Origin of the sequence: Microbulbifer pacificus, from assembly GCF_033723955.1 — a bacterium.
Taxonomy (GTDB): Bacteria; Pseudomonadota; Gammaproteobacteria; order Pseudomonadales; family Cellvibrionaceae; genus Microbulbifer; species Microbulbifer pacificus.
Window position 1 is genome coordinate 3,780,174 of sequence record NZ_CP137555.1, and the last position, 13,697, is coordinate 3,793,870.

The window sequence follows — 13,697 nt, forward strand, 5'->3', positions numbered from 1 at the left end:
CAGTTTATCCCAGTTGGCGGTTGTGTTGACCTCTGGTGATATTCTGCGACCATGTGGCGCGCCCGTATTAAAGAGGGCGAAAATGCATAACAAAAATGAAAAACAGGCAGGAATGTCAGGGTATGGATGCGACAACTTCTGGTTTTATGCTGGTGCCGCATGGTTATTGTGAGCATGGCAGGTTACAGCTTTGGATAGGGGTGCACGGTGAGTTGTTGCCCGAGCGTATGTGGTTACGCTGTACACCGCAAGACGGTTTGCCGGCGCAGGCATGCGAGGCAGATTGCCGGGATATTCCGGTGGTACTGGAGCGCGCCGCGCCCTCCCTGCGTTACACCCTGCTGCGGCTACCGGTTATCGCCGGCTGCCGATATCATTTTTCCCTGTGGGCGTTGGATGCGTCGGGTGAAGCGGTAAAGCTCACGGACGCGGAGTGTCGCGCGCGCCCGGACAATCTCGCTGACGGTTTCAATGTCTGGTACGGCTCTTGCTTCTACGGCAAGGAAGACAAAGGCGCGCTGGGAGAAGCCTTCGAAGCGCTTCCACAAAACCGCCGGCCCGACGTTTCATTTCTGGGGGGCGATCAGGTATATCTGGATACGGCCGTCGGTACAGCGGGTTGGGGATCCCGGCTGATTCCTGGGCTCAGTCTGTTTAAGTCCCAGCGTCTCGCCCGCATGAGTGATGCAGACTGTAAAGCCGAATTGAATCGGATTTTTTCTGCGGAATATCGCAATAACTGGAGCCGCGGATTGTATCGGGTACTGCGCTCCGGCAATCACCATTTCCTGGCCGGTGATCATGAGTTCTGGAATGACTACCCAAATGCCCCGGGTTTTTTTGGTGGGCTAAAACAAAAAAATCTGCAACAGACGTGGCGTGCATGCGCACAGGCGCTGTTTGACGCTTATCAGCTGCCCGCGGGGAGCGCCTCGGGTCAGTTTGCTATTGGTGATGAGCTGGAATTTTTCTATCTCGACACCTGCCTGCAACGGCAGCCCGGGTACGACACTGCGTTTACCGATGCCATCACCCTTGCACGGGTGTGTACCTGGCTGCGGGCGTTAACATGCCCCGGGGTACTGGTATTGCCCGCGCCGCTATTGACCAACTGGCACCTGCGCAAGGGCAAGAACTTCAAGGACAAGGTCAAGGGAACAATTTCCGCTCTGGCGGTGAAACTGGGGTTTGGCGATCATTCCCTGGCGGATACCAGTCAATACGAACCCCTGGTGCAGGCGCTGAATGATTGCTCGCAGGATATTCTGATCCTGGCCGGGGATGTGCACTACAGTCGTCTCGCACGGATGGAACTGAACGGAAAGCAGGTGGTGGAAGTGGTATCCACCGCACTGTCCTGCCTGCCGAGCGCGGGCAACAGGCCGGAAAAGAAACCCGCAATTTTTCCTGACAGGCCCATTACTGGGATTCGCGCAGAGGTGGATTACCTGAGAGTGGGGACTTCCCGCAAAAAAATCATTGGCCATATCTCTGATAACAATTTCGCCACGCTGAATTTTTCCCGTGTGGCAGATGGAATCAACGTGCATGTCCGCTGCTGGAGCGTAAATCAGCGGGATGCCGATGGTGCGCCCAAGCATGACTGGGAACCGGAGGATTTCCTGCTGCGCCGGCGCGCGGTCAATGCAAATCGTGCGGCTGAGCCAGTTCGGGAGCCTAAATCAGAACCTGTTAACGAACCGCGGCGCAAAGCCGAGGCGCTCGTTGCTGAAGCCCAGGATTGATTATGTCTAAAACCCCATTTTTCTTTCTTGGTCCTGCAGTTGCAATAGGCGGTTATTTTTTGCTGACCTCGCTCGGTATGTCCTATCTACCGGCGGTGACTGCGGCCATCACCCTGCTTACGGTGGTGTGGTGGATCACCGAGGCACTGCCAATTCCAGCTACCTCGATTGTGCCGTTTGTGCTGCTGCCGCTGTTCGGTGTTGGGGATCACAAGCTGGTGGCGTCGTCACTGGGCAGCCATGTGATCCTGTTGCTGATGGGCGCATTCATGCTGTCCAAGGCGCTGGAAAAAAGCGGCGCGCACGAGCGGCTGGCGCTCTATATGCTGAAACTGGTGGGCATCTCCAGCGGGCGGCAGTTGGTACTGGGTTTCATGCTGGCGTCGGGACTGCTCAGCATGTGGATCTCCAACACGGCCACCACCCTGATGATGTTGCCCATTGCACTGGCCATCCTGTCCCGCGCTGACAATCACCGTCTCACCGTGGCGCTGATCCTGGGTATTGCCTATGCCGCAAGTCTCGGTGGTGTCGGCAGCCCGCTGGGCACACCGCCGAACGTGATCTTTATGGGGATTTACGAGGAGGTCACCGGGCGGGAATTCAGCTTCGTCAGCTGGATGAAAATCGGCTTGCCGGTGGTGCTGATCACGCTGCCATTGATGGCCCTGTGGCTGACCCGTGGGATCCGCCTGCAAAAACCTCTTGAGTCGCCAGCGGTAGGGGCTTGGCGGCCGGAGGAAGTGCGTACGCTGTTGGTGTTCGCGCTGGCGATCCTGTTCTGGGTCACCCGCAGCGAGCCTTTTGGCGGTTGGAGCGGTCTGCTGGGCGTGGAAGGTGCCGGTGACAGCACCGTGGCCCTCGGCGCTGTGGTGCTGATGTTCCTCATCCCCAATGGCAAGGGCGGCCGTTTGCTGGACTGGCCAACGGCAGAGAGCATCCCCTGGGGCATGCTGTTGTTGTTTGCCGGTGGTATCGCCATCGCCAAGGGCTTTGAGATTTCCGGTCTCAGCGACCTGATGGGGCAGGGGCTCACCTTCCTCACGGATATGCCCCTGTGGCTGATGCTGATCCTGCTGTGCTTATCGGTCACTTTCCTTACAGAAATCACCAGCAATACCGCAACCGCCACGCTACTGATGCCGATTCTCGCCGTGGTCGCCACCAGTGCCGGATTTGATCCAATGGTACTGATGATTCCCGCCGCCATGTGCGCGAGCTGTGCCTTTATGTTGCCAGTGGCCACCGCCCCCAATGCCATCGTTTACGGCACCGGTAAGTTGCGGATTCAGGAAATGGTGCGCGAGGGCGCGGTGCTGAGCGTGCTTGCCTCCCTGGTGATTGCCGGGGTATGCGGAGTGATGCTGGTGTAGGTGATTTGTTTGGCGATTTGCCCGTTGATAGTTTTATGTTTCGAAATCATTTGTTTTTTCCGATAGAAAACGGGCGTTTTTCCGTATTTTGGCATTTCCTTGATCTGCCCGCGGGAATTGGGTTTCCTATCGGTTCTGCAAAATCCGATCAATGTAGTGGGGACAACCCGGAGGAACCCGAATAATGAAAAAACTATCCGTATTGGCAGTGGCCGGCGTGCTCGCCGCCTGCTCGGGAGAATCCCCGGAGGCAACCAAATCCATGAGTGAAGCCGAAGTGGCGGCCCCCGCAGTCCAAATGGCGGCGTTGACCTACCCGCAGACCCGTAAGGGCGATATTACCGACACTTATTTCGGCACCCAGATCGCCGATCCCTATCGCTGGCTGGAGGACGACCGCAGCGCGGAGACCGAGGCGTGGGTGAAATCCCAGAACAAGGTCACCTTTGATTATCTGGATCAAATTCCCTATCGCCACACCCTGAAACAGCGCCTGGAAGCGCTGTGGAACTATGAAAAAGTGGGTTCGCCTTTCAAAGAGGGGGACTACACCTACTTCTACCGTAATGACGGCCTGCAGAACCAGTACGTGGTGTGGCGTAAGAAGGGCGACGGTGAAGCAGAAGTTTTCCTCGACCCGAATACCTTCAGTGAAGACGGCACCACCTCGCTCTCGACCCTGAAATTTTCCAAAGATGGCTCCATCGCCGCCTACTCAGTTTCAGAAGGCGGCAGTGACTGGCGCAAAATCTACATCATCAATGCGGAAACCAAAGAAGTACTTGAGCAACCGCTGGTGGATGTGAAGTTCTCTGGCATTTCCTGGAAAGGCAATGAAGGCTTCTATTATTCCAGCTACGACAAGCCGGAAGGCAGCGAGCTCTCCGCCAAGACCGACCAGCACAAACTGTATTACCACAAGTTGGGTCAGGCGCAGTCTGAAGATGCGCTGGTATTTGGCGGTACCGAAGCGCAGAAGCGTCGCTATGTATCCGGCACCGTGACCGAGGACGATCACTACCTGATGATTTCCGGGGCCACTTCCACCTCCGGTAACGATCTGTTTATTGTCGATCTCACCAAGGCCGATGCAAGCCTGGTGCCGGTGGTGACAGATTTTGATTCCGACACTTACGTGATCGACAACCAGGGCAGCAAGCTGTTCCTGGTGACCGACCGCGGCGCGCCCAACAAAAAAATTGTCACCGTGGACGCAGCCAATCCGACACCGGAAAACTGGCAAGACTTTATTGCTGAAACCGAGCATGTACTGACGGCCTCCACCGGCGGTGGCTACTTCTTTGCCGAATACATGGTGGACGCACTGTCCAAGGTCTATCAGTACGACTACAACGGTAAGCAGGTGCGTGAAATCGCCTTGCCGGGACCGGGCAGCGTGAGCTCCCCCGACGGCAAGCGCGAAGACAAAACACTGTATTACACCTTCACCAACTACAAGACCCCGTCCACCATTTTTGCGTTTGATGTGGAAGAGGGCGTGTCCAGCGTTTACCGCGAGTCCGGTGCGAAATTCGACCCGGCGGGTTACGAATCCAAGCAGGTGTTCTATACCTCCAAGGACGGCACCAAGGTGCCGATGCTGATCACCTACAAAAAAGGTCTCAAACTCGACGGCAAGAACCCGACCATCCTGTACGGCTACGGCGGTTTCAATATCAGCCTGACGCCATCCTTCAGTATTCCCAACGCGGTGTGGCTGGAACTGGGTGGTGTGTACGCGGTGCCGAACCTGCGCGGTGGCGGTGAGTACGGCAAGCGTTGGCACGATGCCGGTACCAAGCTGCAGAAGCAGAATGTGTTCGATGACTTTATCGCCGCCGGTGAATACCTGGTGGAGCAGGGCTACACCTCCAGTAATTACCTCGCGATTCGCGGCGGTTCCAACGGTGGCCTGCTGGTGGGTGCGGTCATGACTCAGCGCCCTGACCTGGCGAAAGTGGCGCTGCCCGCGGTGGGCGTGATGGACATGCTGCGCTATCACACCTTTACCGCCGGCGCCGGTTGGGCCTACGACTACGGCACTGCCGAGCAGAGCCGGGAAATGTTCGAGTACCTGAAGGGCTACTCCCCGGTGCACAATGTGAAGGCGGGTGTGAATTACCCGGCGACCCTGGTCACCACCGCGGATCACGATGATCGTGTGGTACCGGCGCACTCCTTCAAGTTTGCCGCCGAGCTGCAGTCCAAGCAGTCCGGTGCGGCGCCGACCCTGATCCGCATCGAAACCAATGCGGGCCACGGTGCTGGCACTCCGGTGTCCAAGTCCATTGAGCAGTATGCGGATATCTTTGGATTCACCCTGTACAACATGGGTGTGGCCGAGTTGCCCCAGAGCTGATTCCGGGCTTCATCCGTTTTCGCATTTCTCTACGCAAAACCCGGCCATCGCCGGGTTTTGTCATTATTGCGGCACGAACGACCGGCAGAATGGCGTCGGAGTAGGCTACCTGCCCGTTCCCATTCGAATTATCATGCGGAGCCCGTTGTTAAGATGCACAGGATTGCCACTGCGCCTCGCGCAGTAAATACACACATGCCGTTACAGTTTGATCTCAATACCCGCCCGGCCATACTGCCGCTGTATTTCCGTGCCCTGACTGCCCGTAAGCCCGGTAGCTTCAGTGGTGATGCCGAGCAGGTTCTCGCCAGCGTCACCCTGCACAACCAGCGAATTGACCGCGTGCTGCTGCGGACTTATCGCGAGGTCTGTGGCTTTGCTCCCGGCCAGCACCTGCCGGCTACCTATCCTTTTGTGCTCGCCATGCCGCTGCAGTTGAAACTGCTGGTGAGCGAGGCCTTCCCCTTCCCGGTATTGGGGGTGGTGCACATCGGCAATCGCATCACGCAGCGCCGCCCGCTGCGGGAAAATGACGTGATGGAAATCCGCTGTGACCTGCGCCCGCCGGTGGCGGTTAAGCGTGGGTATGAATTCGAACTCATCACCAGCGTGCGTGTGGCCGGTGATTTGGTGTGGGAGTGCGTGAGTACCCTGCTGAGTCGGGCGCAACATCAGCAGAGGCCAAAATCTCGCGCGGGGCAGGCCGGCGGCGCACCGGATCTCAGCGAGGCCACCAGCAGCGCCTGGTGGGTACCGGCGGATACTGGCCGGCGCTATGCGAGTATTTCCGGCGACCGCAACCCCATCCACCTGTGCGCACCGACGGCGAAACTGTTCGGATTTCCCCGTGCCATCGCCCACGGCATGTGGACCAAGGCGCGCTGCCTGGCGGCGCTGGAGACCGAGACCTTTGGTGGCGTACTGCCGGACAGTTTCACGCTGGATGTCGCATTTATCAAACCGGTATTTCTACCCGCAGAGGTGTGCTTCCAGTCGCAGCAAAGCGACGATACCACCGTATTCGCGGTCACCAGTGCCGGCGGAAAGCGGGCGCACCTGACCGGTACGCTTGTGCGCAACTGACTGTCATGAACAGTGAAGGGAGATTGAGTCGCCCACACTCGGTGGGCCAGCGTTGGCAAAAAAAGCCGGCACCAGGGTGCCGGCAAGGAGAACAACGAGAGGACTACCAACGGGCCGATCAATCGTTCAGCCCGAAGCCTCAGCTGGAGACGCTATTAGAACTTGTAGTTGGCGCCGAGGAAGAAACGACGGCCATTCTCCCATTCGCTCGCCTGCAGGGTGGGACCGCCATCCAGTGAGAAGATATCGTTTACCGTCTCATTGGTGAGGTTCAGGGCCTCAGCGCGCAGGCTCAGCTTGTCATTAACGTAGTAGCTGAACTGGGCATCCAGCGAAGTCTGCTCATCCCGGTACAGGCTGCCGACGGCAGTTTTCGCACGGAAGAATTCCGAACGGTAGTTGTACGCGAGACGCGCGCTGAACAGTTCGTTTTCGTAGAAACCACTGACGTTGAACATGTTCTCGCTATTACCCGGAAGGGTAACCGGACCACTCTGTGTTTCCGCATCGCTGACATCGGTATAGGTGTAGTTGCCAACCAGGCCAAAGCCGTTATCGAAGCTGTATTGCAGCTGGGTTTCCACACCGTTCAGGTCAACACTGGGACCATTTTGCGGCCGGCGCATGGAATCAATCTGCAGTACACCGTCAGGGCTGATAACCTGCTCAGAGCGGATCTCATCGAAGACATAGTCGTCAATCTGCTTGGTAAACAGCGTTACCGCGGCCATGGCACCTTCGGCAAAATACCACTCCGCGCCGAGGTCATATTGGGTTGCACGGTAGGGTTCCAATTCTGGGTTACCGCCAGAGCCGGAGCTCGATTCCGGGGTCAGCGATACTGAAGACGTCAGCTGGCTCGGGCTCGGGCGGGCAATAACTTTGGCCGCGGCGAAACGCAATACCACATCGTTGCTGGCATCCCAGGCCAGGTTCAGGCTGGGCAGAACGTCGGAGTACTTCGCCTTCACTTCATCGTACGCATACTCGCCCTGCGCACTAGAGAAACTCCAGGCACCGGAGGTGGTATCCGTAGTCACATAGCGCACGCCCAGGTTGCCGCGCAGGCCAGTGGTATCGTCCGCAAAGTCCGCCTTCACATAGAGCGCATCCACTTTTTCGTTGATATCGAAAATGGAGGGATACCAGGTGGTATCGCGGTTTGAGCAGATTTCGGTGCTGCCGGCGGCACAATCTGGCAGTGCATCGAAGTACGCATTCAGCTTGTTGCGATCCGGATCGAAGTAAGCAGAAGGGCCAAAGCCAGTTTCACCGTGCAGACCACTTACCACAGCGCCGCTCCAGAAGTCCGCTGCAGTTCCGAAATATGCATCGTTACCATTCGCTCCCAGGTTGGAAGCGTAGGTGCGGACCCGGTCCTGCCCGGTGTCCCGATCGCGGGTCTTGTAACCCACCTGGATCAGGTTGATTGGGCCCACTTCCACATCAAATTCCGCATCGATCTGCGCATAGGCCTCCTCGTCGGTCATGGTGATCTGAGATTCGAAGTAGCCGTTCAACACCAGCTCATCGGTAGGGTTGGTAATCCAGTCGCTGTTGTCGAAGCTGGCACTGGGGCGACCGTTGTTGGTATAGGTCCAGTTGACCCGATCATCGTTCGCCTGGTTGAACCACTCGTAGAACCAGTCGTTGGCATTGCCCTCAGAGGTGGTGCGGCCTATCTGCCCATGCAGGCGAGCGAAGCCCAAATCGTAGTTGGCCTCCAGGTCCAGTACGTCCGTATCCATACTGGAGCCATCGCGATAAATCACATCGTAGGCGACGTGACCACCGGCAAGTGCACCATCGATATCGGAAGACGTCACCACGTTGCCGTTAGTCTGGGTATTGCTACCGCCGTCGCGCACCGCATTGCGGGACAGCGGCAGGAAATTCTGGTTCATGTTGGACGCGCCCAGCTCGGAGGCCAGGTAGTGCAGGGTCGCGTCGAATTGTTCGTTCGGCGCATACTGGAGGTTCAGGTCAACACCGCGGCGCTCGCGCTGCTGCTGGAATAGTGCAGAGCCCAGACCCCAGGGTACGTAAACCTCCTCACCGGTATCCTTGGCAGTCGTGGGCACATAATTGCTCAGCACTTCCGCACCGTGGCGCTCCACGGAGCGATCCTGGAATACCACCGATCCCAGTACGCCGAATGTTCCAGCCTCGTTTTTCCACGAAGCGAATGCGGAACCGGAAGGGTCCCAGACATCCGGCAACTCACTGTACTGGCTTTCCAGACTCACCGATGCCGTACCGGAATCCAGGTCCAGTGGCTTGCGGGTACGCAGAATAACCGTACCGCCTACGGAGCCTTCGTCAATATCCGCCTGTGGAGTCTTGTACACCTCGGCACTGGCAATCAGATCCGACGGCAGCATGGCGTAGTTGAAACCACGCGACAGTGCGCTTAACACCTTCCACTGTGACGTGGCAACTGTCTGGCCATTCAGCAGGGTCATGTTCAGGGAGGAGTCGGTACCGCGAATGGAGACGTTCTCGCCTTCACCGAAATCGCGATCAATGGAGACCCCGGGCACGCGCTGCAGCGCTTCGGCCACGTTTTTATCCGGAAACTTGCCGATATCCTCGGCGGTAATCGCATCCACCACCGAATTGGCGTTGCGTTTCATATCGATATTCTGTTCCAGGCTGGCCCGGATCCCGGTAACGACGACTTCTTCCAGGCTTTCGCTATTGCCTTGTGCCAGCGCCCCGGTGGAAACAATAGCCAGGGCACTCAAAGAGCCCAGGCGAATAAGAGAACGGTTAGCCGATTGAATGGCTTTAGGAAGCTTGAGCATCCTTATCCCTCGCGCATTTGTTATGGAGTTATTTACGACAGAAAGACAGCGCTATCGTGGGGGAATAAAATATTTTGCAAATTTTGTGCAGTCAAGAATTATTTATGCCTTGGTGGGCCCAGCGAATACTATTCCTCTACTTTGGCGCTCAAATCATTATTTGTGGTGTGGCGGAAGGTCAGGCGTCGCCTGTGTCTGCATTAACAACAAAAAAGGGCTGCGGATGCAGCCCTTTTTCTTGCGCTGAATTTGAATTCAGGTAGTCAGTGTCGAAAGTTTTTTTTGGGGCTCCATCAATTCGGAGAGAGTGGCAAACTCATAGCCCTCTGCCTTGAGCCGTTCACTGATGACTGGTAGCGCCTGGAGAATATGCTCTCGCTGGTTGTACAGCGTGTGCAGAATCACCACCGCACCGGGAAAGGCATTTTCCGCCAGTAGTTCAGCGATTTCCAGCGCGTCATCCAGATTTGCCTGGGTGTCTTCGGGGAAACTCCAATAGTTTGCGCTGGTCAGTCCCTGCTCGAGATTTTCCGGCAGTCGCACATCCGGGAGATTGAATAATGCTGATGGGGTGCGCTCGCCCAAGTTACGCAGGATGCGTTTGGCGCCGTCGATTTCCCGGTGCGCGTTGGCGGAGGCGATCTCCCGGTGTTTTTTCGCTTTGCCTTTCTTGAGCTTCTGGTCGTTGCCAAGCGCCAGGGATTCGGGGAAAAACGTGGCTTTGATATCCAGACGCTCCAGCTCATTTAACAAGGCTTCGTTACTGCTGGAACTGGGGCCATCGTCAAAGGCGAGGGCGATGCGGCGATCCTCACTGAGGGTGGCTTCCATGGGGATTGCCAGCAGGGCGACAGCCATGGTGCGGCGCAGCAGGACGCGGAGGGTTTTCATGGTGGACATAATTATTGGTCGTGCTTGGTTACTTCTATGGAAACGGCAGAGATCAATCTGACTTCAGGGACGGCTCAGAGGTCCCTCAAAACAAAAAAAGCCGTCTACAAAGACGGCTTTTTATTTCATTACGGGTGATCAGCGCTCAAGGTATTGCAGCTTGCCTTTGACACCATCCCACTCCTCCGCATCGGGCAGTGAGTCTTTTTTCTCGGTGATGTTCGGCCACACTTCGGCGAGTTCCGCGTTCAGCTCGACGTATTCCTGCTGATCTTCCGGCACCTCGTCCTCGGAGAAAATGGCGTTGGCAGGACACTCGGGCTCACACAGGGCACAGTCGATGCACTCATCCGGGTGGATCACCAGGAAGTTGGGGCCTTCGTAGAAGCAGTCTACCGGACAAACTTCCACACAGTCGGTGTATTTGCACTTGATGCAGTTTTCCCCAATTACGAATGTCATGCTTGTCCCTCAATAGTGCTGTGCATTGCCGCTGCCGGGCGCGCTTCTCGTTAGAGCCGAGCCCAATTATGGAAGCAGCGGATTTTAGCAATTAATGGCGCGAATTGTAGTGGCTTTTGAGTCGAATTGGTTGGGTACTTATAACAGTTTACGCAGAGCGTAGAGCTGCTCCAGAGCCTGGCGCGGGGTCAGGTCGTCCGGGTCCAGAGCTTCCAGTGCCTCTACCGCCGGGTGCGGGGCACTGCCAAACAGGTCCACCTGTGCGGGGGCGGTCGCCTTGGGTTGGGCCACCGGGATTGGTTTCGGTGCTGGTGCTGGCTCTACGACCGGCGGTGATACCGGTTTCGGACCGGGGCCTGAGTCGCGGGTAGTGTGTCCGGCTTCCAGAGCGGCGAGGCGCGCTTTGGCTTCTTCCAGCACCTCCTGTGGGATACCCGCCAGCTTGGCCACTTGCAGGCCGTAGCTCTTGGACGCCGGACCCTCCTGAATACGGTGCAGGAACACGATGGAGTCGCCGTGTTCGGTGGCATTCAGGTGGATGTTGGTGGCCTCCGGGCACTGCGCCGGTAGCTCGGTCAGTTCGAAATAGTGGGTGGCGAACAGGGTAAATGCACGGACCTTGTCGGCGAGGAAGTGGGCACAGGCCCAGGCCAGGGAGAGGCCGTCGTAGGTGCTGGTGCCACGGCCAATCTCGTCCATCAGGATCAGGCTGTGTTCGCTGGCGTTGCGCAGGATATTCGCGGTCTCGGTCATCTCCACCATAAAGGTGGAGCGGCCGCCGGCCAGGTCGTCGGCGCTGCCGATACGGGTGAAGATACGGTCCAGCAGGCCGATGCGCGCGCTGTCGGCGGGTACAAAGCTGCCGCAGTGGGCGAGCAGGGCGATCAGCGCGGTCTGGCGCATATAGGTCGACTTACCGCCCATGTTCGGGCCGGTGATCACCAGCATGCGACGGGATTCATGCAGGTCGATATCGTTGGCCACAAACGGGACGTCCAGTACCTGCTCCACCACCGGGTGGCGACCGCCCTCGACGTGGATACCGGGCTGATTGGACAGCTCCGGGCGGGTCAGGCGCAGTTGGTCTGCGCGCTCCGCCATATTCGCCAGTACGTCCAACTGGGACACCGCGGCGGCGGCGTTTTGCAGTTCCGCCAAACGTTCATTCAGGGTGGTGATGAGCTCCTCGTACAGGAACTTCTCGCGGGCCAGGGCGCGGCTTTTGGCCGACAGCGCCTTGTCTTCAAATTCTTTCAGTTCCGGGGTAATGAAGCGCTCGGCGTTTTTCAGGGTCTGGCGGCGGATATAGTCCGCCGGTGCCTTGTCGCTCTGGCCGCGACTGATCTCGATGTAATAGCCGTGCACCCGGTTGTAACCCACCTTGAGGGTGGGAATGCCGGTGCGCTCCTTCTCGCGCACCTCCATCTGCACCAGATAGTCGCCGGCGTTCTCGCTGATGCCGCGCAGCTCGTCCAGCTCGTCGTCGAAGCCCTCGGCAATCACACCGCCCTCGCGGATCACCACCGGCGGGTTCTCCACCAGTGCGCGCTCCAGCAGTTCCACGGTCTCCGGCCAATCGCCCATCTCGCGGGAAAGTTGGCCGAGCAGCGTGGCATCGGTCTCGCTCAGCTGGCGCTGCAGCTCCGGGAACTGGGCCAGGGACATACCCAGGCGGGAGAGGTCGCGCGGGCGTGCGGAGCGCAGGGCCAGGCGACCGAGGATGCGCTCCATATCGCCGATGGGCTTCAGGGCGTCGCGCAGCAGTTCAAAGCGGTAATCCGCGATCAGTGCGGTAATCGCCTGCTGACGTTGTTCCAGAGTGTGGAGGTTGCGCAGGGGATTGTTCAGCCAGCGGCGCAGCAGGCGGCTGCCCATGGCAGTTTTACACGCGTCGAACACCGACAGCAGAGTGTTGTCGTCACCGCCGTTGAGGTTGGTGTCGATTTCCAGATTGCGGCGGCTGGCCGGGTCCAGCGCCACGGAATCTTCGCTGCGCTCGGTGCGCAGGGTGCGGATATGCGGCAGCTCGGTGCGCTGGGTGTCGCGCGCGTACTGCAGCAGGCAGCCGGCGGCACAAAGCGCTGCATGCATATGGCTACAGCCGAAGGCCTCCAGGTCCATGGTGCCGAACTGGCGGTTGAGTACGCGCAGCGCGCTCTCCAGATCGAACTCCCAGGGCGCGCGGCGGCGCAGGCCGGCGCGGCGGTCGATCTCTGGCGGCAGAATCAGGTCCTCGGACACCAGCAGTTCGGTGGGACTGTAGCGCTGTACCTGCTCAGCCAGGGCTTCCAGCGTATCTACTTCCTGAATCGCAAAATGCCCGGTGCCCACGTCCAGCAGTGCGAGGCCAAATTTGCCGCCCACCATCACCGTTGCCACCAGCAGGTTGTCGCGGCGTTCGTTCAACAGCGCTTCATCGGTGACCGTGCCCGGGGTGACGATACGCACCACCTTGCGCTCCACCGGCCCCTTGCTGGTGGCCGGATCGCCGATCTGTTCGGCGATGGCCACGGAAACTCCAGCCCTGATCAGCCGCGCCAGATACCCCTCCGCCGCATGGTAGGGAATACCTGCCATGGGAATCGGCTGCCCTCCAGACTTGCCGCGGGCGGTCAGGGTGACATCCAGCAGCTCCGATGCGCGCTTGGCATCGTCGTAGAACAGCTCATAGAAGTCCCCCATACGGTAGAACACCAGCTCCTGCGGGTGTTCGGCCTTGATGCGCAGGTATTGCTGCATCATGGGGGTGTGTTCGACTTGCTGATTAGTGCTGGCAGTTGCGGACATGAGTGAGGAAATCTTTATAAAACAGTGGCTTAATTGTTCTTTCGTGCCGACCCTGTAGGCCGTGCATGCCCCGTTGCGGGCGCTTTTGACGAGCGCGCAAGGATACCAAAGCGACACGCAAACCACTATCAGACTGGTTGGTCGATGAGAATGAGGTTGGGGATATAGTCGCGTTCTATTGCACTGCGGCGCT

8 protein-coding genes are annotated in these 13,697 nt (G+C 58.2%); 4 read left to right on the plus strand and 4 right to left on the minus strand.

What is annotated here, in order from left to right:
* The first annotated feature begins 122 nt into the window (after positions 1–122).
* The 4 genes from R5R33_RS16055 (at position 123) to R5R33_RS16070 (ending at position 6,560) form a co-directional block, all read left to right on the plus strand.
* On the plus strand, positions 123–1,745 hold the full coding sequence (locus R5R33_RS16055) for a metallophosphoesterase family protein (protein WP_318953712.1): 1,623 nt from the start codon (positions 123–125) through the stop codon (positions 1,743–1,745).
* Between the two features lie 2 nt (positions 1,746–1,747).
* Complete coding sequence (locus R5R33_RS16060; protein WP_404810375.1) at positions 1,748–3,118, plus strand: SLC13 family permease; 1,371 nt, start codon at positions 1,748–1,750, stop codon at positions 3,116–3,118.
* 184 nt (positions 3,119–3,302) lie between these two features.
* A complete protein-coding gene (locus R5R33_RS16065) occupies positions 3,303–5,477 on the plus strand; it encodes a prolyl oligopeptidase family serine peptidase (RefSeq protein WP_318953714.1) in 2,175 nt (724 codons plus the stop codon).
* Between the two features lie 195 nt (positions 5,478–5,672).
* Positions 5,673–6,560, plus strand: a complete 888-nt coding sequence (locus R5R33_RS16070; protein ID WP_318953715.1) for a MaoC family dehydratase — start codon at positions 5,673–5,675, stop codon at positions 6,558–6,560.
* 155 nt (positions 6,561–6,715) lie between these two features.
* Here R5R33_RS16070 and R5R33_RS16075 read toward each other — a convergent pair whose 3' ends face one another.
* From R5R33_RS16075 to mutS, 4 genes are all read right to left on the minus strand, one after another.
* Entirely contained in the window at positions 6,716–9,364 is a 2,649-nt protein-coding gene (locus tag R5R33_RS16075) for a TonB-dependent receptor (RefSeq protein ID WP_318953716.1), read from the minus strand.
* Positions 9,365–9,619: 255 nt separating this feature from the next.
* Entirely contained in the window at positions 9,620–10,255 is a 636-nt protein-coding gene (locus tag R5R33_RS16080; protein ID WP_318953717.1) for a polysaccharide deacetylase family protein, read from the minus strand.
* 138 nt (positions 10,256–10,393) lie between these two features.
* Complete coding sequence (fdxA, locus tag R5R33_RS16085; protein WP_318953718.1) at positions 10,394–10,717, minus strand: ferredoxin FdxA; 324 nt, start codon at positions 10,715–10,717, stop codon at positions 10,394–10,396.
* A 138-nt stretch (positions 10,718–10,855) separates the two neighbouring features.
* Positions 10,856–13,504: a DNA mismatch repair protein MutS gene (gene mutS / locus R5R33_RS16090; protein WP_318953719.1), complete on the minus strand. Its 2,649-nt coding sequence runs from the start codon at positions 13,502–13,504 to the stop codon at positions 10,856–10,858.
* Positions 13,505–13,697: the final 193 nt, after the last annotated feature.